The sequence below is a fragment of the Vibrio sp. 10N.222.52.C12 genome (assembly GCF_041474215.1).
Lineage (GTDB): Bacteria > Pseudomonadota > Gammaproteobacteria > Enterobacterales > Vibrionaceae > Vibrio > Vibrio crassostreae_C.
This window is the reverse complement of the sequence record NZ_JBFRTR010000003.1, coordinates 19,533-41,449: the sequence shown is the minus strand read 5'-3', so window position 1 is coordinate 41,449 and position 21,917 is coordinate 19,533. Positions and strand designations below refer to the sequence as shown.

Sequence of the window (21,917 nt, the reverse complement as noted above, 5' to 3'; positions counted from 1 at the left end):
TTGATATGCGCTGTGCATTAATCTTCGGCACCTATAGTCATTCCCTTACAGAACCATATTTTTGTCCTAACATTAACCTCATCCCCTATTGCTAGGGTGAGAATCTCTAAAACACTGGTACAACAAAGTAAGGTATCCCTTTGAAGAAGTTAATCATACTTGCATCAACTCTTGTACTCAGCACCACTGCGTTTGCAGCAACTAAAACAACAATTCAAGAAACAACGCTAAAATCTGATACATTTGTTACTGAAGCGGAAGCATACGATGCAGGCACCAACCTTATGGATGAGTTAAGCGCAAAAACACCTTTTGAGCTTTCAAGAGAACTGCCACAGTTCCAACAGACAACCAAATACGATTCGTTCAAGATTGATGACGCGAAATATGGAAGTGAAGAAAATCACTAACATGAGCGGTGACATTCATTACCAAGCGAACGTAAAAGTTGACTACCGTTACACATACAAAGACGGTCGCAGCAGCTAACACCGAATGATTGATCAGGTCTAAAAACTGATCACCTAGTCAAAAAGAAAGCCCGCACTCATAGAGTGCGGGCTTTTTTGTCGTTCACCGCTGATTAATGGGACTCAATACGAGCAACCATTATCAGCTCATATTCGTCTGTCTAATTTTGAAAATTACACTTCAAACTGAGACACAAGGCTATCTAGCGCTTCACACTGTTCAGCCAATGCCATACATGCATTTTCTGCGCTGCTTGCCATCTCAACCATTTGCATGGTGCTTTCAGCGATGCGTTGAACATTCTTATTCACTTCTTCAGACACTTGAGACTGTTGCGAAGCCGCCGTAGCAATTTGTGTGTTCATGTCATTCATCTTGCCAATTGAGTTACGAATCTCACTCAATGAAGATGCTGCAGTTCCTGCTTGAACAATGGTTTTCTCGCCACTCACTTTGCTTTCAGTCATCACACCAACCGCGTGTTTAGCACCCACTTCTAAGCGTTCAATCATTGATTGGATTTCGCCAGTGCTGTCTTGAGTTTTACTCGCAAGCGCTCGAACTTCATCAGCCACAACCGCAAAGCCACGGCCTTGTTCACCCGCTCGTGCCGCTTCAATAGCCGCATTCAAAGCAAGTAGGTTGGTTTGTTCTGCAATACCTTTGATCACGCCAAGGATTGAGGCTATGTTCTTCACGTCTGTGTCCAGTTCTTGAACCACACCACCCGCGTTCTCGATATCTTGCGCAAGGCGTTCAATCGAAGTAACAGTTAAGCCAAGCGTAGTATCAGCCGATTCCACTTCATGGTTTGCAACGTTACTCGCGGTTGCAGCGTCTAATGCATTACCACTCACCACTTCACTGGTTGCTTGCATTTCATGGACTGCCGCAGCTACCACTTCACTTTCTCGCTGTTGGTTCGATGAAAACTCAGCAACACTTTGCGTGAGTGATTTGATGTTTTCCATCTCGCCACGTACTGCGTTCGATGTGAGAATAACTTGCTCCACGGCGACATGGATCTTGCCAACAAACTGGTTGAAAGCAGAACTCAAACGAGCGATCTCATCATTACCTTCGACCTTCATACGTTGAGATAAGTTACCGTCACCCGATGCAATCTCATTCATTGCTTTCTCTACGTTCTGGATTGGCTGAACGATAAAGCGATTTGATAACCACATAGCGAAAAATGCAGCGAAAACAGCAACGGCCATACCTACTTCAATGATCAACTTACTCGATTCAATAGAGTCATCAGCTTGCTGGCGAAGCTCTTTCTGCTTTAATTCGATCAGAGTTCGGATATCGCGCAGTTGAGTACGAATGATCGCAAACTCTGCGTCAAGCGCTGGCGAATAATCAATATTGTATTGGTCTGCGTTTGCTGGATCAGCGAACATTGGCTCGTGCAGTGCCACCCACTTGCTCATCGCGTTAACAAGCTTTGATAACTCGCCACGTGAAGATGGATCCAACACGCCCGCTTGATACAAGTTTTCCACACTTTGGAAACGAGGAACCGCTTTGTAAGCGTTGTCTTTAAATTCAAACTTTTGGTACTCGATCGCTGCCTGATCTTTTGCAAGCAAGAGACCTTGTGCCGAAGCGATGATTTGGTAGATATCGCGGTAGCCATCTTCTAGGTTATCTAGCACTGGCTGAACCACATTATTGAGCTCATTATTAATCGCAGCTTGAGCATTTGATCTGATAACGTTGAGCACAGTAACGGTAGAAAAAACAATCACAATCACCAACAGCGGGATCGCGATTTTACTCTTAATCGAAAGATTATTGATATTCATTGGGATTAATATCCACACTTCAAATAGGGATGCGCGCAATATACAGCACACATATGAAATCCCGCTAAGCTTTTGTGAGCTTCATCTCATAGCAAACGATACCGTAAATTCGTGTGATGTTTTTTCAATCAAAGGTTAACTTTCGACGGCTAAAATACTCTCTGATTTAGACTTATTTGCCGCTGATACGCGCAAATACTGGAGAAGTGTTAGAAATAACACCATAATGTAGGGCTCTAAAATAAGTAGGTAAGAACATGAAAATTTGTGGTGTTGAAATCAAAGGTAACGATGCAGTCATCTGTCTTCTTTCTCTATCAGATGGTGTATTTAACATTCCTGATTGCCGAGTTTCTAAAGTTTCAATTAGCGACGCAAACGACACACAGAATATGAAAGACTTTCAATTCTCTTTTGCAAAGTTAATGGAAGATTACCAAGTAGACAAAGTTGTGATTCGTCAGCGCCAAACTAAAGGCAAATTTGCTGGCGGTGGCTTTGGTTTCAAACTAGAAGCAGCGATTCAACTGATCGACGGCCTAGACGTAACCGTTGTATCTCCTGCTGACATCAAAGAGAGCCTTAAGCGTAACCCTCTAATGATGAAGTTCAAAGAAACTGGCCTTAAGCAATACCAAGAAGCACCGTTTACAACGGCTTACGCTTGTTTGATGAAACGCTAGTCATCAATCGCTAGCGAAAAAATGAGTAAAAAAAGAGCCTGCATTGTCAGGCTCTTTTTGGTTTCTAGTCATCGATTTTTAGTAGGATGAGTTTGGTATACAAACTACCGCTCTAACACTGTTCGCCTACGAGCCTTAATTAACTCAGGCTTTTTCACCACCAAATAAACCGCCGCAGCAGACAAGGCAAAGCCCATCGCGCCATACATGTCGAACGACTCACCGAAAATAAGCCACGCTTGGATTGCTGTCGTCGGTGGCACCAAGTAAAAGACCGAAGCCACACTTGAAGATGCACCGTGCTCTACCATGTAAAGCAACAATAGGATGGCAACACAAGACAGAACGACCACCAGCCAAATTAGAGTCAACGTGAATTCTATCGTCCAGTTTACTTGCATAGTTTCGTAACGCATTGCGAACGGCAGAAACAACGCGGCAGAAGCCAAATATTGCACCATCGCACCGCCGACCATATCTGTCCCCTGACAGAAGCGCTTCTGATACAAAGTGCCGCAGGTAATACCCACCAAAGAAACCAAACACAATAACGTTGCCAAGCCTTTTTGGTCGTCTGACTGCCATTCAATATTGCCCATCAACACCAAACTAATACCCGCAAAACCAAGCGCTAACCCCAACCACTGTGCAAAATTAAAACGCTGAGAAGTACAGCTGATCATAATCAATGCGGTAAGAATCGGTTGTAAGCCAACAAGTAGAGAACTCAACCCGGCGGGCATACCTATATCAATCGCCAGATAGGTGCCACCAAGGTAGAAACCATGAATCAAGATGCCAACCACACTTGCGTGGAAGAATGCTCGACCACGAGGAATACGACGCTTAAGGATTGCAATCAAAACCAAGAACAGCGCCACGTTGGCTACCATCCTCAATGAAAGTAATGTTGCGGGTTCCGCGTATTCCACACCAAGACGTGCGCCGACAAAACCTGACGACCACAATATTACAAACACAAACGGAATCATTTTAATCAGCATTACAAACCTCTGGTCAACTCTTCATCAATGCTGTTACCTTAGTTGGGTACAGATAACTAATAAAGATACAGATATAACACTTTGAATGGTTACAGATTGAGAGTGAGCAACGAGGGAGAAAAACGTGGAAGCAGAACTCAGCGGCAATAAATACCTTGCTACCGAACAACATATTAAGGCTCAGATCGATAAGGGGCTCTTTCATCCAGACGATCGCCTTCCCTCGATCCGCCAGTTAAGCGAACAGCTTGGCGTAAGCAAAAATACCGTAATTCGCGCCTACCAAGAACTGGAAGCGACAGGCTGGGTATATTCAGTACCTAAATCTGGCTATCGCGTAAAAGCACCGAACACCACCAGCTGGGATACACCAAGCCAACCTCAAAAAGTCGATCTGTTGTCTGTCACCAAATCGGTACTCTCTCGTCCAAAAGGTCGCCTAAAACTGTTGGCAGGCTCCGCGCACCCGAACATCAACAATCCAGCGATTCGTAGCTTGTATGCCGAAATCGGTCGCCATAGCCGTTTGCAAACTCAGCTTCCCGGTTATTACCAACTGCCTCCTGGCGACGAGCAATTAGTAAAGCAATTGTTAAAGGTCACCCATGATCTTGGTGTACCTGCGGGATCTAAAAAGATTGCGATTACTCATGGTGCTCAACAGGCGATCAGTTTGGCTTTACGTGCGCTCACCAAGCCCGGTGACATCGTGGCGGTCGAGTCGCCCTGTTATTTCGGTAATCTACTTTTACTTGAATCACTTGGATTGCAAGCCCTTGAAATCCCAAGCAGCGTTAGCCACGGTATTGATATACCATCCCTACAGAGTGCGTTGGACAAATGGGAAGTGAAAACCTTACTGCTAACGCCAAACTTTACTAATCCAACCGGTTCACGGATGCCATTGACGAATCGAAAAGCATTACTGGAGATCACCGGATCTTTGCCAATTATCGAAGACGATGTGTTCGGTAGCTTGGCATTCGATACACCAATCGCTAGCCTCAAAGAGCTTGATGATCAAGATAGAGTCATCTACGTCAACTCACTGTCTAAAACCTTAGACTCACGCTTGCGAATCGGCTGGTTACTATCGGGTCGCTACCAACCTTTAGTCGAAAAGTACCTTTTATGCGACAACATGGGCAGCTCAAACCTGATGCAATCCGCGGTGGGGCAATTCCTCACTACCGGTAAATATCGCAGCCACTTATCCAAAATGAAACGGCTCTACCAAACCAACCAAAAGCAATTCCAAAGCCTGTTAATACAAGCACTAGATAGCCACCCACACCTTGTCGGGCAATACCACCTATCAAAACCGGAAGGCTCTTTTTTAAACTGGATAACACTGCCTGAATCGGTCGATAGCTACGCGGTCTATCAAGACTGTTTAAAGCATAAGTTGGGGATTTTACCCGGAACAGTATTTGGCACCAACGACCAATATAAACACTGCTTGCGCTTTACTGTTGCCAACATTGAAGAGAGCAAAGAGTGGAAAGAAGGGGTTGTGACACTAGCGAAGATAATCGCTAAGCACGTGCGTTAGGTTACCTTTCTAATTACCATTTAGACCAAAACAACAAAGCCCCATTCAACTGAGTGGGGCTTTCATCATTATCATATCTTGAGTTGCTTAAATACGATGGTTAGTTAAATACGATTACCCTTGCCAAGCGAACTGTTCAAAAACTTTGTCGACTGGCGTTTTAGCAACGTGGTTTACGTAATTACTGATCACTTTCTGAGACAGGCCAAGAATCACTTCTAGCACTTGTTGCTGACCGTAGCCCGCTTCGAAAAATGCTGCCATTTCACTTTCAGGCACATTGCCGCGGTTACGTACCAGGCTCAGCGTAAAATCATGCAGGGCTTGCAGCTTTTCAGTGGGTAAATCTGTGCGATTACGCAGTGCTTCGGTGATTGCAGGATCAACCTTCATTGAATGTGCAATGCCAGTGTGTGCAGGAACGCAGTAGTGGCATTCGTGTTCAACGTTGATGGTTTGCCAAACAACCGTTAGCTCTTCAGCATCGAAAGATGAGTCACTAAACGCCTGATGAAGCTGAGTGTAAGCCTTAAGTGTGTTTGGAGATTCAGCCAACACACCAAACAAGCCCGGCACTCTGCCCATCTGCTTTTTAGCGCCCTCAAGAATAGGTTGGCTTTGCTCTGGCGCGGATTCTACTGAGTGAATTTTGAAGTTGCTCATTGCTCTATCCCTATCAATTTTCGGTTCTAAAGTTATTCAATCACGGAGCAATTAATGAATGTTCTCCGTTGGTGTAAAAACAATATAGATCAAACAAGAACGATCGTTCAAGTTTTATTTTGAACAGTTGTTCAATTTATACATTGAAGCCAGAAGAATGTCTTCGTTCATAACAAGAAAGCCCAACAGGCAAACACCTGATGGGCTTTCTCTTTTTCTCAATTTTTTTGCAAGCGGCTACCAATATTCTGCGTGGGCCAAGCCTTTAACACAGCTCGACTTGCCACTTGTTACTTTAATTTCACCACCAGTCAACGATTGAGCCAACCAACCGTGAGAGAAACTCAATTCAAAGGGCGCAGGGACTTGCTCAACGGTAATTTGCTCAAAGCCCACTTTTGAATAGTAGTTAGGATCACCGTACGTCACTGCAAGCTCAATACCCTGCTCTTTTAGGAGCTGCAAACCGGAGTTAATCAGGCGCTGACCAATACCACGCTTTTGCACCTGAGTGCTCACCGCGACTGGCGAAAGCAAATATGCCTTGGTTTCATCGTCAAATGAAAGCGACGTAAAGATAATCGAGCCTACAATCGTACTATCCGCATCCGACTCACTAGAATCATCTTCAACAACAAAGCAAAATAGCTCTGTCGGAGCTGTGGTCGTTAAAAGATCGTTGGCAAGCTCACCCAAAGTTTTACCTTCGTTCTCACCTTCTGAATCCGTAAAGGTTTGAGTGAAAACTTGAGTGATCGTTTCGATTTCATTTGAATTATATTGCCTAAATTTCATGGTGTTACTCATTTACTTTAATTTCTTGAGCACAAAGAACTGATAATCAAAATCACGTTGTTCAGAACCTTTCGAAGGCTCTTGACCCAAACCGTTCTTTGATGTGCTGCTATCGAAAAATTGTTTAACTTCATTGTCGCAATCGACGAGCGCTTTTGAGTTCGGCATCGTTGCTTTAAGCGCTTCTATTCGCTTTTGAAAGGGCTGGTAATACGCAAGCCAACCAGCGTCACTCATTGCAAAGTGATCCAAAACTTCATAACCCGCTGCTTTTGCCTGTTTAATACGCTCGGAAACCGTCGTCATGTCCGGGTACTCTTTCTGCCAGAACGCTTTGCTCGATTCGTTAGGTTGTTCGGTATTCCACACCAAATCATTAACGACCAATATGCCGTCATCACTGAGTAAATTTCGCCACTGCTTTAGCGCCTTTTCAACACCCATGATGTAAGCGCTGCCTTCCGACCAAATTAGGTCAAACGACTTAGCTTCAAACGGCAGATCCATCATGCTCGCGCATACGGTTTTGACGTTGCTTTCTAAGCCAAGAACCTGTGCTTGCTGAGTCAGAACATCTAAACTCGGTTGATCATTATCTACCGCCGTTATTTGCACATCCACTTGATGTTCTACTAAGGCTTTCGCTAACACAGAGGTGGCAATACCTTTACCACAACCGATCTCAAGCACACGTTTAGGAGAAACCGAAACGTGTACCAACGCCGCTAAAGTATCTTCCGCTGTTCCTGGCCCTAAACGCTGTAAACCCTCAAAGATCACCTCAAAATCCGCCATGTACTGGTCATGATCGTTCATGTCTTTTGAAAGCCATTTCAGTCGCAGTGCTTGCTTCTCATCAAAGCCTTGCTTAATGAGCCAATCGAGATGCGCATCAGGCGCCACCTTGTCCATCGATTCATGCCAATCTTGCAAACCACTCTCGCCTAACAAGGCCGATAAAAGATCTCTCGAACGCTGTTTCTGAGCGATCTCTTCGTCCAATTGTTCGAGTCGGTTTTGTAACAAGGAGCGGTCAACCTTGGCATCCAAACACGCCTGACACTCTTTCAACGTCAGTCCACCCGCTTGTAACTGCTGCAACAATTTCACACGCTGCAAGTCGCGTTCGGAATAACTTCGATAACCATTATTGGTGCGTTGAGCTTCTATCAAACCCAACTTTCCATAGTACAAAAGCGTTGAACGGCTCAGGCCAACGAGCTCCGCTAATTCAGATATGCGATACATCCACTTCTCCCTCATTTCAGTAGTAAAGATAAACTATGAAGTTGTAGTCAGGTCAACAGAATTTTCGACACTTTTCTCGTTCTTTACCTATTTACCTTCAAATTGATAAAGCGATCTGAGCGTGTCTTTTACCCATAGAACGGTTAGTCATCGACATTGCCTGAACGGGATTCAGGAAAGGAGAAGTATTAAACTTGATGAATTGAAAACAATTAGCTCATAAACATACTTCTTTTTAACTGAATTTTGCCAATTTCTAAATCATTCAATAATGGACGAACGTTAACTAAACGATAAATAAACTCACCGAGTGAATACTTAAATCAACCACACATATACACCAGAAATTCCTGCTTAAATTTTTTAGAAAAATTCAAAATTTATTAGAAATTAACCCCTAACTTTACTGAGTATTTTGTTAGTCTTGGAAACAATTATTTACAATCCAAACAAAATTTAATTGGATCGCTTGAGGTTGTTTTTCTTGAATATGAAATTATTCGGCAGTTCTTTGATTCTGTCAGGAACTGCATTAGGGGCTGGCATGCTCGCTATTCCCATGGTGTTGGCCCAATTTGGCTTCATGATCAGCTCAGTGCTGATGCTACTTATCTTTATCGGCACCACATACTCTGCACTCCTCCTGGCAGAAGCATGCACTAAAACTAAAGACAACAGTGGCATGAGCAGTGTTGCTTACCTCACTCTGGGCAGCAAAGGTAAACACTTTATCAATGCACTCTTTTACCTGTTGCTAGTATGCATGTTGATCGCTTATATCTTGGGTGTCGGTGACATCATTCATAAGCTACTGCTCGGCGTTGGTGTCGATGTATCAGCATCCGTTGCGTATACCATTTTCAGCCTATTGATGGGTGCTATCGTCGTCTCGGGCAAGTCTTATATCGACAAACTGAATCGCGGGCTATTCATCTTGATGGTCGTGATGCTGTTTATCGTTATCGCGTCATTATTTAGCAACATTCGCCTTGATTACCTAACTCAAACCAGCCAATACACGACCAACGACGTGGTGCAATACAGCGCAGTTATCTTTACTAGCTTTGCCTCTATGGTGGTGATCCCGTCACTGGTTATCTACAACCGTGAAGCAACTCAAAAGCAGATCCGCAATATGATTCTGCTAGGCTCAGTGATTCCATTAATTTGCTACCTAACTTGGTTATTCGCGATTATCGGCAACCTTGGCACAGACGCGATAAGCCAGTTCCACAATATCTCTGAGTTGATCTCTGCGTTCAGCGGCCAATCTGCTTGGTTGAAAGTGGTGATCGCTCTGTTCTCTGCTCTGGCCTTGGTGACTTCTTTCCTCGGCGTGTCGATGGCGCTTTACGACCAAAACAAAGATGCGGTGACCAACAACAAAGCGTTGGCTTATGCGCTAACCTTCATCTTACCTTTGGTATTAGCTGAGCTGTTCGCTAGCCAGTTTGTAAGCATGCTGGACTATGCAGGCATGGTCCTGGTGTTCCTAGCTATCTGGGGCCCACTCGCAATGGTAGTTAAGGTTCGCAGACCTGACTTCCCTCACCTACAAACCGAAGGCAGCTACACAGCAGCCGGTGGCGACACGGCATTAATGGCGACATTTGGTTTTGGTGCGTTGATTTTCGTGTCTTGGTTTATGGGGTAGATCCCCATTGAATGGACTATCTGTTGCCATTTAGAAGACAGCAGATACAAATAGCCCGTTAGTCCTGCTATTAAAAGTAGAGACTAACGGGCATTTTACTTCTTATTGGAGTGCTTGCTAGTTAGCTCTTAAACGTACTCGCAATATCTTTCAATGAAGCTGCTAACTGAGCTTGTTCTTTGGCTGTTGCAGCTATTTGCGTTGCACCTGTCGTAGATTCTGTCGACTTCTGCTCTACTGCCATGACGTTTTGAGCAATATCTTGAGTCACTACCGCTTGCTCTTCGGTAGCGGTTGCGATCTGCTCAGTCATGCTAAAGATCTCGCTCACCGATGCTGAGATACCTTGTAAGGTGTGTTCCACCTCTTTTGAATCCTCAACCGCTTTAGACGACATCTTCTGACTGTTATCAATCACATTAAACGCGGTTTGCACATCAGACTGTAACGAGCTGATGAAACCTTCAATTTCAGCTGTCGACTGCTGAGTACGCTGTGCTAACGTGCGAACTTCATCAGCCACTACCGCAAATCCACGACCTTGCTCACCCGCTCTTGCCGCTTCAATTGCCGCGTTCAATGCTAACAAGTTAGTCTGTTCAGCGACGGACTTAATCACATCAATCACACTGTTGATGTTATTACTGCTCTCGTGTAAGTGCGTGATCTTTTCCGCTAGATCATTAATTTCAGATGCCAGTTTTTCGATAGAGTGGTAAGAGTTTTGAACCGTACTCAAACCTTCTTGAGACTGCTCATCGACCAGTTTAGCGGAACTTGCTGTCTGCTGAGTTTTAGCCGCCACCTCATTTACCGTTGCTGATAACTCTTCTGTCGCCGTCGCAACCAAGCCAATTTGGTCTTGTTGTTGCACTAGCGTGTTCGAATTGTAGTGACAGGTTTGTGAGGTTTCTTCAGCGGCTGAAGCTAAGGTCAGACTCGACTGAGACAGGTTGTCGATAACGTTTGAAAACTTCTCTAGCGTTTCGTTGAGTGCCGAAGAGATCTGTCCAAGCTCGCTGTTGCCAACGAACTTAGCGCGAACTGTTAAGTCGTTGTCATTACGAACCTTAGACAACATCACTGTAAGATCTTTTACTCTCATCGTCAGGTCGCTGATCGCCTTATAACTCACGAAGGTCGCGAACAAGGTTATCAAAGCAAACAGACCAATACTCATCATCATCGCAGACTGCGCCTCTGACATTTTTTTCTCTGTCAGTGCGATAAGCGACTCTGCTAGGCGGTTTTCTGTTTTCTTTAGCTGAACAATACGAGCGGTAGATTGCGAGAACCAGTACACAGGATCAACATCAAAACCGCTCATCTTAGATTCAGCCAAACCACGAAGCTTTTCTACTTCTGCCACCGAACGATCATTCAATTGCTGTTCAAAGAAACGAACGTTAGCTGGGTTACTCAATACCTCAAAGTTTGAGAAATAGGTATTTTGCTCAGTCACCAAAGAGATGAATTTAACCAACATGCCTGGGCCAAATTCATTTTTAGAGAAGGTATTATTTAGGACAGCACGCTCGATACCCGCTCGCTCTTTACCTTGTAAAAAGTTGTAGTAAGCGATGGTTTCAGTGGTGATGGCAGCATCAGAGCTAAGCTCAGCAATTAACGCCGATACGCTCAGCAGCTTTGCATTAAGTTGGGTGTAGTAACCCAAAGCCTCAGACAGCGGAATCGATTGAGAATCGACCCGATTACGAATAGAAGTAATTTGATTTAGGCTTTGGCTTATTTCAGTGTTCAGCCGAGTGATCTGCGGTAAATCGATTTCAGCAGATTGCCAGTATTCGGTTTTCAGATTACGTCTATTATCTGCACTGGCTCTTTGTGCACGTAGTTCACTGACAAACTTAGTGCCCTGTGAGCCGATAAACCCAGCCGTCATTCCACGCTCTTTTTGTAACTCATGCACAAGTTCACTGTACACAACCGACAAACGGGTAAGTTGGTTTAATGAAGACAATTCACTGGTGGTTTCTACGCCTTTTGAAATCGCAGAAACGCTAAGCCATAGAAATCCCAAGATCGGTAAAATAAGCAAAGCGATGATTTTTTGCTTAAAAGACATATCGGTTAATTTCATTATCATTTCCCTAGCAGCTAACAAATCTTTTCAGTCATCTAACTCGCACACCCTTAATAAGATGCGCCTCAATTGTGACTGTATAATTATTCAACTTGATCAATGTGCATCAATTACCGTGCTACACAGATCGCGATGCGATGAAGGTAACATTTAACCTTACAAAATTCATTGATTTACCGATAAAACTGTTAGCTAAGCGACCTAACGATACCCAAAACACATGCGACAACATTTTATTGACGTAAGCGACTGAAATCTGACACACTTTAACTACCCAAAAGGGGTAGGCCTGCACCAATTATGTGCTCAGAGAAAACAATCTATTCAGAACTAACTATAGATTCAACGCTCACCAGCGATTGATTCACAACTAATCAACTCCCTATTCTGCGCTGATTAACTGTCTATTCCTCGTTAACTAAATATGTATAATGCCGAATTATTAAAGTAGAGATTCGCAATAAATATGCGACAATAACTGAGAGATATTTTATGGACTGTCCCGCTTGCGAAGAACATATCGGTTGGGAATGGGTAGAAGAAGCGGCTATTGAACCCAATGAGGAATTCGATTGTCCAGAGTGCGAAGCAACATTGATGTACACCATCGATGAAGGCACCTACTACGGCGCTCAGCACAAGACCGTAGAAGTTATTGATGATTAAGATTATTTCCTAATGATCTGGATGTTTTATTAACTCTTTGATGTTCTAAGCCTGCGCAAAGCAGCTAAACACACCTTTACTAGAACGGGCGTTCAGCATAAAATATTGAACATATGTTCAGATTAATGAAGTAGATGTTATGGCCAAGACTGCGAAGTTCGATAGACAAGATGTAGTAGATAAAGCAACGAACCTGTATTGGGAAAAGGGCTTTCATGCGACTTCTATGCGTAACCTGCAAGACGTGATTGATATGCGTCCGGGCAGCATCTACGCGACTTTTGGCAGCAAAGAAGGTTTGTTTAAAGAGACGCTTGCTCGCTATACCGAACTTGGCATCCTCAATCTAAACCGCTTTCGCAGTGAAACCGAATCGCCGATCAAAGCGCTCGAAAATTTCGTAAAACGTGCCGTTGTCGAATCAAAACAAAGTTCGCCAAATGGCATGTGTATGCTGGCTAAAACGGTCGCAGAGCTGACTGATGAACACGCAGAGCTATTAGCTGAAGCGAAGAAATCACTCAAGATCATGGAAGGTGAGTTCGCCAAGTTGATTACAGAAGCGCAAGAACTGGGTGAGATCAGTAAAGAGCGCGAGCCGACGCAACTTGCTCGACATGTTCAGGTTCAGATCGCAGGCCTGCGTACCTACGCCAAAACCTGTGACGATATCGATTTGCTTAATTCTATGGTTGAAGACGTATTTAAGTACCACCCTTTTTAGCGTCTGACCTTATAGATTGGGCACAATACAAAAAGACTCCACTTTCACCTTAACCGGCCTGAGCGGAGTCTTTTTAGTTTTGATCTAGTTAACTTTATAGATGATAAACTTTGCGGTTTAAGGATTACACCTTTCTCATGATCAACGCTTGCGCATTAAGCATCGCTTCCTTAGTACTGACATCTAAGGTTTTCACGTTCGCAAAGCGTTCAACTTCTTTAATCGCCACGTCGTGAGCAAAGATCACCAATCTCGCCCTTTCAATGTCTTTCTGGGTAATGCGATTGCCTATTCCGTTGGCACCCTGCGTTTCGACTTTAATCCGAACCCCAAGATGATGCGCCGCCTTTTCTAAGGATTTCGCTGCTAAGAAAGTGTGGGCAACTCCTGACGGACAAGAAGTAATCGCCAATACATCCGCTTGCCCCTCTTCCGTTACCGAGCCTCCCGTGAACTGATTAGAATTCGCTTCGCCTTCGACCACGTTCTTCTTCAGAAGAATCACGATAAGAGCCGTCGTTAGAGCACCTGCTAGTGTGCCGACGATATAGCCAATCTTGCCATCAACCACTGGCAATACAATCCAGCCGCCCCATGGTGCATGGTTCACTACATGGAACATAAAGCCGACCACGTTCCCGACAATACCACCAGCAACAACCGCAGGCAGAACGCGCGCAGGATCAGCGGCTGCAAATGGGATCGCACCTTCACTAATGCCGATCATTCCCATAATGCCCGCCGCTTTTCCGGCTTCGCGTTCGTCTCGTTTGAACTTCTTAGGTGATATAAAAGTGGCAAGAGCCATGCCTAATGGTGGCGTACAGATCGCAATACCGACGCCGCCCATCAACCATGGTTGAGTATTCACCTGAGTTTGGGCAAACAGCGTTGCGACCTTATTGATCGGGCCGCCCATATCAAAGGCCGTCATCGCACCCAAAATGCTACCCAACACCACTTTTCCTGAGCCTGCCATGCCAGTTAGCATTTGGTTCATCTCTAGCATCACTTGGGCAATAGGAGAACCAATCACCCACATCACAGCCCCACAGGTAACAAAGGTACCGACTAGTGGATAGATGAAGATTGAGCTCAGCGAGATCATGCTGTCTGGCAGCTTGATCTTCTTGAGTAGATTAACCACAAAGCCCGCGAAAAAGCCGACCACGATCGCACCAAGGAAGCCGGTGTTGTATTGATTGACCGCGACCCAAGAACCAATCATGCCCGGTGCTAAACCCGGTTTGTCGGCCATTGAATACGCAATGTAACCACCGAGCACGGCGGTAAACAGGGTTAACCCTGCGATGCCCATTTGTGCGATGTCAGCCAGAACGCCACTCTCAGGCACTGCGCCATGACCCGACATCATTACCGACAAAGACAAAAGCACACCACCCGCGACCACGAATGGAATCATGTGTGAGGTGCCGTATAACAAGTGTTCTTTAAGGCGATTAAGAGATTGTGCCCAAGGGCTGAGTGGCTCGACATACACTTCATGATGGCTAGAGGCGTAACTATCGAACGATTCTAAATTGGCTTCGAGAAATAGCTCTTGAGCTTCCTCGACCGACTCCACCGCCTTTAATTTTGTAACAAAGCCATCTTCGATAAGTCTGGTCGAAATCTGAGCTAGTACCTCGATATGGTGGTCGTCGTGGTTGTCTGGCGAAGCGAGCATGAAGAACACGTCCGACAGTTCGCCGCCGTCTGCACCATAATCGATACCAGACCTGCTGATACCTACAGCGACAGCAGGTTTAGCGACGGCAGTACTTTTCGCGTGTGGAATCGCAATACCATCGTCAAAACCTGTATTACCGATGGCTTCACGCTTCCAGATATCATCAAGGAATTCACGTTTATTGGAGAGCTTACCGGCACGGTCGAGCAGTTCAACAAGCTCTTCAAATACCGCCTGTTTTGAGTCTGCTTGTAAATCTAAGCAGATGATCTCGGGCTCGATAATGTTGGTGATATCCATATGCTGCTCTGCCTCGCCTGATTTCAGACTGAAGTAATTACGTAAGTGATAAGGTTAATAAGATGAAAAGATTAACGGTGTGAAGGCACTCAATATATAGGACGAAAGGCGCATTAACTGGATTATTGTAACCAAGAACTCAGAGTGTGACTTTCACCTTGGAATAAAAAACGCCAATCCATAAAATCCACAAAACCCATAACAATATCGTCCCTCCCCTATGCGAGCTTTCCATACTGGAGTTCCCATGCAAGATAGCTTTTCCAAGGTAGCTTCTGTAACGTAACAGGGACGAGATTAAGCCGAGAATAATAATGAGAATTGTAGCGGTAACTGCGTGCCCTACAGGCATTGCGCATACTTATATGGCAGCTGATGCTCTAAATAAAACAGCCCCTAAGTTCAACGTTTCAATCAAGGTTGAGACGCAAGGCGCTATGGGTATTGAAAACTTATTGACCGCCCAAGATATTACCCTCGCAGACAAAGTGTTGATCGTCTCTGATATCGACATTGAACAACCAAGCCGATTTGACCCAGCTAAAACCTTATTCATTCCCATGGAAGAGGTGTTGTTGAGTGTCGATAAAGTCTTTATTAAGCATTGTCGAACTTAAGCTTTTGATGAACGAATACCAGATCACCTTCTTCGTTAACGATCCTGCCGCGAACTCACATGTCGCGCAGCCGCTGACTCGCTTAGCGAAGAAATTCAAAAGCAACATCCGCATTATCAACATCACTCAAAATCGAACCGCTGATCTCTCCAAATCCGTCGCGATGCTGCAAGTAGGTTTACTTCGTGGTGATTTGTGCCAGATAACCGCGGTCGGTATTGATGCGGAGCTTGCCTGTTTCGTTCTCAAAGATGTCATTGCAGAGCATTACGACATGGTTGGTTCGCAAGTGAACCATGAATTCTCTAGCGATTTAATCCAGCGAATGCCACAGATATGCCCGCCTTGTGACATCAAATGGCACCACGCTAAGGCGCAAACCCAACTGACCAAATTTGAGTGCTTAAAAGGGCTCGCTCACCTTGTTTACCCAGAGGATCCAGATGAACTGATTCTGGCATTTATTAAGCGAGAAGAACGCTCTTCAACCTGCGTGTCACCGGGTATCGCACTACCGCATGTAATGTTTGAATCGACCCAAGATCTCTCGATTGCGGTTATCGTTAGTGACGACCCGATTGACTGGGCATCACGTATCGGCGAAGTGCACGTTGCTATTGCACTCGTTCTGCCAACTAAACCACAACGAGAACATATTATTGCGGCGACCAACCTAACTCGAAACCTGCTTCACGATCAGGTCAATGAGCGTCTGCAAAAGACTCGAAGCAGTGTCGACCTACAAGCCTTGTTGATGTACATCTCGTCACGCCTGATTTGATTACCAGCTCGTTAGTTCTAGATGGATCCTCGATATTCAGTCGGGGTTCTTCCGGTGCGGTTTTTGAATACTCGGCAGAAGTAATTCACATCCTTAAAGCCACAACGTACCGACACTTCATTGAGTTTGAAGTTGTACTTCTTAAGCATGAACTTAGCGCGGTCGACACGAACACGGGTAATGTACTCAGCCAGCGTCATGTGGCCTTGTTGGCGGAACATTCGCGACAAGTGGTTCGATGAAATGCTAAAGCGCGAGGCAATGCTGTCTCGGGTTATTTGGCGGTGGAAGTTCTCTTGAATGTAGATACAAATCCCCTGATACACATCCTGTACTCGGCTATGAGATTTTTCTACGGGCGCTTCCAACATCGTCTTGCTGTATTGCAGTAGAGCTTGCAACAATAACTCATCCATCGGCTGCTTGTTACTCTCTCTCGCTAACGAACTTAGCGCCTCCAAAATGTTATCAATCGCAAACCCAGAACGAGTCTGAATACTGTGCTTTTGAATATCGTAAAAGCTCTCCTCGCCTTTGCGCTTACTCACCAAACTTAAACCCAGCTGACGACGCCCAAACAACATACTCAGTACCGAACAATCAGTATCCCAGTTCGGCTTGTTCCAACAGTTAGGCGGGATGAAAATCGCATCCCCTGCTTTCGCAACAACATTGGTGATCTTGCGATCATGACTCTCCATTTCATTAATATACTCACCGTCGAGCACCAGCTCTAAACGCGGAAAGTTCACCTGATAACTGAATGCTGAAGGCGTGTGAAAATCTCCCGCAAACCAGATGTTATGAAACGGTTCTCGCTCGTTTAATACCGACGAGATTAGGTCATGAAATATCATTGTTTCGAACTCTTATAAGCAGCAATAAGGCTACGGGAATAGATATACTCCTTAGTGAAACATAGCGCTATTGAGCAAAATCACAATTTGAGATCTAGGTTACAAAAATCCAGTAGTGGAAATAAATCTCCAGTCTAAGGCCAGATTTAGAACACTGTTATCATGATAGAAAAATCAATCTAAGCCCTTATCAATAAAAGCGTTATAACCTCATAAAAGCTGTCAACACTCCCCCAAACAGGCACTCCTAACCGATCAAAATCACACTCCATTTATAAGGCAACAATCATCCAGTAAATGCATTTTTTCTTCACTACAGAAGGCAAGCCGTAGATTCCAGAATACCCCTAACAAAATAAAAACAGAGTAGGGGTTCATTATGATCACGACATTGATCAACCAAAATTTGATTAAGCTTTCGCTTAGCGCTAATTCAAAAGAAGACGTATTTAAAGAGCTGATCGAGGTGCTGTACGCACAAGGTCGAATTTCAGACAAAGCACAGTTCCTTACCGACATTAAAGCTCGTGAAGAACAAGGTAATACCGGATTTGAAGAAGGTATTGCTCTGCCACACGCGAAAAGCGCTGCGGTCATCAAACCCGCGGTTGTTATCGGTGTCCATCAACAGGGTATCGAGTACGGCGCCGATGACGGCCAGCCATCAAAACTGTTCTTCATGATTGCCTCTCCTGATGGCGGCGATAATCACCACATCGAAGTACTGGCAGAGCTTTCTTCAAAATTGATTGAAGAAGGTTTCATTGAAAACTTCATGAATGCTCAATCTGAACAAGCGGCATTAGAGCTACTGCTTACCAAACCTGAACCTGCTGAGACAGAAACCAATGTTGAGAAGCAAGGCTTCATCATTGGTGTGACAGGCTGCCCAGCTGGCGTCGCACACACATATTTAGCAGCCGAAGCACTAGAAAAAGGCGCGGCGGCTCTTGGCTACGACATCAAGGTCGAAACCAACGGTTCTATTGGCGTTAAGAACAGCCCAACTCGAGAAGAGATCGAACGCGCAGATGCGATTGTGGTGGCTTGTGACAAACAGGTCGACATGGCTCGCTTTGCCGGAAAACGCGTCATCAGCACCAACGTAAAAGCACCAATCAAAGACGCACAAGGCTTGATTAAGCAAGCGCTCAACGCGTCAAGCTATCAAGCAGAACAAGCACCTACCAACCAATCTGTTGCAGAGAAAGCCTCACAAGCACGTTCAGACCTTTACCGTTACTTGATGAATGGCGTATCACACATGATCCCATTTGTGGTGACGGGCGGCCTTTTGATTGCGCTTGCACTGGCTATTGGCGGCGAGCCAAGCGAGTCTGGCATGGCGATTCCTGCTGGCAGCATGTGGAACCAAATTCTAGAAGTCGGTGTGGTTGCCTTCACATTGATGATCCCAATCTTGGCTGGCTACATTGCTTACGCGATTGCTGACCGCCCTGCCCTAACCCCTGGCCTTATCGGTGGTTGGATTGCTAACAACGGCTCTTTCTATGGCGCTGACGCGGGTACAGGCTTCATTGGTGCAATCATCGCTGGCCTATTAGTAGGCTACTTCGTTAAATGGATTACCTCGTTTAACTACCACAAATTCGTTCAACCGCTTGTGCCTATCATGATCGCTCCGATCACTGGCTCTTTGTTCATCGCAGGTCTGTTCATTTTTGTTATCGGCGCACCTATCGCTGGGCTGATGGATGCTCTTACTGCACTACTAACGAGCATGAGCACAGGCAACGTGGTTCTGCTTGGCATCGTCCTTGGTGGCATGGCCGGTTTCGATATGGGCGGTCCGTTCAACAAAGTAGCGTTCCTTTTCTCGGTCGGCATGATTGCCAGCGGTCAAACTCAATTCATGGGTGCGATGGCGTGCGCAATCCCTGTCGCTCCATTAGGCATGGCTATCGCAACCAGATTGGGCCGCAAGTTCGACCTGTTTGAATCTTCTGAAATTGAAGCAGGCAAAGCAGCAGGTGCGATGGGCTTAGTAGGTATCTCTGAGGGTGCGATTCCTTTCGCAGCGCAAGATCCAATGTCGGTTATCCCTGCCAACGTGCTTGGCTCAATGACTGCAGCTGTTATGGCGTTCTCATTTGGTATCACCAACAGCGTTGCTCACGGTGGCCCTGTTGTGGCTCTGCTCGGCGCAATGAACTACCCAATGCTGGCACTGCTGTGCATGGCATCAGGTGCAGGTGTGACTGCGGTTACTTGTATCGCGCTTAAAAATCTACGCAAAGCCAAGCTAGCAACAGCAGCGGCTTAAGCCATTTCAACTCCAATGGCTTGAGCCCACTCTAGTCTCGTATTTTAGTAAATCGAGTAGAGCTCAAGCCATGTTTCCCTTCATGGTGATCTCGATGTCTGATTTTTCTTTAGCGAACGACTCGTTCGTACAACGCTTTTTCTACCCTATGACCAACGTGATTCAAAACTACGCATGGGGTAGCCCGTCTTCGTTTAGCCAACTGTTTGGTATTGATAACCAATCTGGTGAGCCACAAGCGGAGATTTGGATGGGCGCACACCCCAATGGTTGCTCAATGGTGACTGATAACGGGCAACAGACCACATTGTCGAGCTTGATTTCTAAGAACCTAAACTTGTTTCTAAGCGAGAAAGTGGCGAGTCGCTTTGGCGAGTTACCTTATCTTTTCAAGGTATTAGCGGCTGAGAAAGCGCTGTCTGTTCAAGTACATCCAAACAAACAGCAAGCGGAATCTGGCTATGCTCTTGAAGAGCAGCAAGGCATTCCAATGACAGCTGGCAATCGTAACTACAAGGATCCTAATCATAAGCCAGAACTGGTGTATGCCCTAACGGACTACACGGCGATGAATGGCTTTAGGTCGATCAGCGAGATCCTTGAGCACTTCCATTACCTCGATATTCCTGAGCTGCACTCGATGGTTAACGACCTCGCGGGCGATCAAACGCCTAATGGATTAGCGAGCTTCTTCGCGAGTTTATTGTCTTTGCAAGGTGAACAAAAAGGCATGGCGCTGACCATGTTGTTGATGAAGGCGAAACTTTCAGATGCCCCTGTGTTCCAGTTGATTTCAGAGTTGGAACAACAGTATCCGGGGGATGTCGGCCTGTTTGCTCCGCTGCTATTGAACGTGCTCACGCTAAAGCCGGGGCAAGCCATGTATCTGGATGCCGAGACACCTCACGCTTACATTAAAGGTACGGGCTTAGAAGTGATGGCGAATTCAGACAATGTACTCCGCGCAGGGTTGACGCCTAAGTACATGGATATCAATGAATTAGTCTCTTGTACTCAATTCAATGAAAAGCCTGCGGATAGATTACTGCTCAGCCCGATTGAGCAAGGTGATGTGATGGAATATCAAATTCCAGTCGAAGATTTTAAGTTCTCTATCGTGCAAAACTCACATCAGAGGAAGATCACTACCGAAGGTGCCGAGATCCTACTGCCACTCGATGAATCCATGGTGCTAACCCATCAATGTGGTGAAACCTGCGTAATAGAGAAAGGCCAATCGGTGTTCATTCCCGCTTACGCTGAGAGTTACAAACTCGATTGCGTTGGACGCGTGGCGCGTGCTTACAGCTAGCTCTCCCGAGTAGATACAAACACTGATCATGCCCTGCTTTGCGGGGCATTTTTCTTCCTACAGAAAGTTATTTCAACACCGAAGTACACCATTAAATATGACTCATCTCACACTGGATGAATGATGCAAATCACACTTAATTTTGCTTGGTACAAATGTACAGTGAAGGGCTTTTATTTGCTATTTCGCGAATCGGGTTAATCCATTAATTTTAATTCAAGAACTTCAATAGTGAATGAGTTAATAAATGATCACACAGCTAACTAACGTCAACTTAATTAATAACAACCTTCAAGCGAATAATAAAAAAGAACTGTTTGAAGAATTGGCAAGCATGTTATTTGAGAACAACCGAATCAGTAATAAAGAAGCCTTCTTGGCAGACATCGAAATTCGTGAATCTCAAAGCATTACCTCGATGGACGGCATCGCTTACCCACACTCAAAAAGCAAGGCGGTCACTGAGCCGGCAATCGCTGTCGGTGTAAAGTGCGAAGGCATCGAATATGGCGATGAAGACGGCATTAATCCAACCGTATTTTTTATGATTGCTTCACCAGACAACGGTGCTGACCATCATATTTATGTATTACAAGAACTATTTGGAAAATTCAGCGATGAATTTATTCAAGATATCCATAACGCAAAAGACGAACAACAGATCCTTAATATTTTAATTAATTCATAAGGCATAGAAAATT

Annotated in this window: 18 protein-coding genes and 1 pseudogene; 11 read left to right on the top strand and 8 right to left on the bottom strand. The window is 45.2% G+C overall.

The window, feature by feature from the left end:
- Positions 1-140 precede the first annotated feature (140 nt).
- A pseudogene (locus AB4623_RS00280) lies at positions 141-489 on the top strand (DUF3316 domain-containing protein).
- A 155-nt stretch (positions 490-644) separates the two neighbouring features.
- Here AB4623_RS00280 and AB4623_RS00275 read toward each other — a convergent pair.
- On the bottom strand, positions 645-2,282 hold the full coding sequence (locus tag AB4623_RS00275; protein ID WP_372145470.1) for a methyl-accepting chemotaxis protein: 1,638 nt from the start codon (positions 2,280-2,282) through the stop codon (positions 645-647).
- A 257-nt stretch (positions 2,283-2,539) separates the two neighbouring features.
- On the opposite strand from AB4623_RS00275, the gene AB4623_RS00270 reads away from it, so the two are divergent.
- Positions 2,540-2,965, top strand: coding sequence for a DUF3010 family protein (locus tag AB4623_RS00270; RefSeq protein WP_017069797.1), 426 nt, complete (start codon positions 2,540-2,542; stop codon positions 2,963-2,965).
- A 104-nt stretch (positions 2,966-3,069) separates the two neighbouring features.
- Here AB4623_RS00270 and AB4623_RS00265 read toward each other — a convergent pair whose 3' ends face one another.
- Entirely contained in the window at positions 3,070-3,969 is a 900-nt protein-coding gene (locus tag AB4623_RS00265; RefSeq protein WP_102429238.1) for a DMT family transporter, read from the bottom strand.
- A gap of 124 nt (positions 3,970-4,093) precedes the next feature.
- Here AB4623_RS00265 and AB4623_RS00260 point away from each other — a divergent pair, with 124 nt between their 5' ends.
- Complete coding sequence (locus AB4623_RS00260) at positions 4,094-5,521, top strand: PLP-dependent aminotransferase family protein (protein ID WP_372145469.1); 1,428 nt, start codon at positions 4,094-4,096, stop codon at positions 5,519-5,521.
- A gap of 114 nt (positions 5,522-5,635) precedes the next feature.
- On the opposite strand, the gene AB4623_RS00255 is transcribed toward AB4623_RS00260, so the two are convergent.
- The 3 genes from AB4623_RS00255 to AB4623_RS00245 form a co-directional block, all read right to left on the bottom strand.
- Complete coding sequence (locus tag AB4623_RS00255) at positions 5,636-6,184, bottom strand: carboxymuconolactone decarboxylase family protein (protein WP_372145467.1); 549 nt, start codon at positions 6,182-6,184, stop codon at positions 5,636-5,638.
- A 237-nt stretch (positions 6,185-6,421) separates the two neighbouring features.
- Entirely contained in the window at positions 6,422-6,991 is a 570-nt protein-coding gene (locus tag AB4623_RS00250) for a GNAT family N-acetyltransferase (protein WP_017064937.1), read from the bottom strand.
- Complete coding sequence (locus AB4623_RS00245; protein ID WP_017069793.1) at positions 6,992-8,227, bottom strand: MerR family transcriptional regulator; 1,236 nt, start codon at positions 8,225-8,227, stop codon at positions 6,992-6,994.
- Between the two features lie 490 nt (positions 8,228-8,717).
- Between AB4623_RS00245 and AB4623_RS00240 the strand changes: the two genes are divergently transcribed.
- On the top strand, positions 8,718-9,881 hold the full coding sequence (locus AB4623_RS00240; protein WP_372145476.1) for an amino acid permease: 1,164 nt from the start codon (positions 8,718-8,720) through the stop codon (positions 9,879-9,881).
- 121 nt (positions 9,882-10,002) lie between these two features.
- On the opposite strand, the gene AB4623_RS00235 is transcribed toward AB4623_RS00240, so the two are convergent.
- Entirely contained in the window at positions 10,003-11,982 is a 1,980-nt protein-coding gene (locus AB4623_RS00235; RefSeq protein WP_017069791.1) for a methyl-accepting chemotaxis protein, read from the bottom strand.
- A gap of 495 nt (positions 11,983-12,477) precedes the next feature.
- On the opposite strand from AB4623_RS00235, the gene AB4623_RS00230 reads away from it, so the two are divergent.
- On the top strand, positions 12,478-12,651 hold the full coding sequence (locus tag AB4623_RS00230) for a hypothetical protein (protein WP_017061661.1): 174 nt from the start codon (positions 12,478-12,480) through the stop codon (positions 12,649-12,651).
- A 139-nt stretch (positions 12,652-12,790) separates the two neighbouring features.
- Positions 12,791-13,375 (top strand): TetR/AcrR family transcriptional regulator, encoded by a 585-nt coding sequence (locus tag AB4623_RS00225; protein ID WP_102547573.1) that lies wholly within the window; start codon positions 12,791-12,793, stop codon positions 13,373-13,375.
- A 124-nt stretch (positions 13,376-13,499) separates the two neighbouring features.
- On the opposite strand, the gene AB4623_RS00220 is transcribed toward AB4623_RS00225, so the two are convergent.
- Positions 13,500-15,365, bottom strand: coding sequence for a fructose-specific PTS transporter subunit EIIC (locus AB4623_RS00220; RefSeq protein WP_017090437.1), 1,866 nt, complete (start codon positions 15,363-15,365; stop codon positions 13,500-13,502).
- 314 nt (positions 15,366-15,679) lie between these two features.
- On the opposite strand from AB4623_RS00220, the gene AB4623_RS00215 reads away from it, so the two are divergent.
- Together AB4623_RS00215 and AB4623_RS00210 are read left to right on the top strand one after the other, a co-directional pair.
- Positions 15,680-15,982, top strand: coding sequence for a PTS fructose transporter subunit IIB (locus tag AB4623_RS00215; RefSeq protein ID WP_017069788.1), 303 nt, complete (start codon positions 15,680-15,682; stop codon positions 15,980-15,982).
- 7 nt (positions 15,983-15,989) lie between these two features.
- Positions 15,990-16,763 carry a PTS sugar transporter subunit IIA gene (locus AB4623_RS00210; RefSeq protein ID WP_076644855.1) on the top strand — a complete coding sequence of 258 codons (774 nt, stop codon included), beginning with the start codon at positions 15,990-15,992 and terminating at the stop codon, positions 16,761-16,763.
- A 17-nt stretch (positions 16,764-16,780) separates the two neighbouring features.
- Here AB4623_RS00210 and AB4623_RS00205 read toward each other — a convergent pair whose 3' ends face one another.
- Positions 16,781-17,620 carry a helix-turn-helix transcriptional regulator gene (locus tag AB4623_RS00205; RefSeq protein WP_372145464.1) on the bottom strand — a complete coding sequence of 280 codons (840 nt, stop codon included), beginning with the start codon at positions 17,618-17,620 and terminating at the stop codon, positions 16,781-16,783.
- 379 nt (positions 17,621-17,999) lie between these two features.
- On the opposite strand from AB4623_RS00205, the gene AB4623_RS00200 reads away from it, so the two are divergent.
- The 3 genes from AB4623_RS00200 (at position 18,000) to AB4623_RS00190 (ending at position 21,904) form a co-directional block, all read left to right on the top strand.
- Positions 18,000-19,904 (top strand): fructose-specific PTS transporter subunit EIIC, encoded by a 1,905-nt coding sequence (locus AB4623_RS00200; protein WP_372145462.1) that lies wholly within the window; start codon positions 18,000-18,002, stop codon positions 19,902-19,904.
- A 94-nt stretch (positions 19,905-19,998) separates the two neighbouring features.
- The gene (gene manA, locus AB4623_RS00195) at positions 19,999-21,216 is read left to right on the top strand and encodes a mannose-6-phosphate isomerase, class I (RefSeq protein WP_372145460.1); all 1,218 of its coding nucleotides are present in this window, start codon (positions 19,999-20,001) and stop codon (positions 21,214-21,216) included.
- Positions 21,217-21,463: 247 nt separating this feature from the next.
- Positions 21,464-21,904: a PTS sugar transporter subunit IIA gene (locus AB4623_RS00190; protein WP_017071406.1), complete on the top strand. Its 441-nt coding sequence runs from the start codon at positions 21,464-21,466 to the stop codon at positions 21,902-21,904.
- Positions 21,905-21,917: the final 13 nt, after the last annotated feature.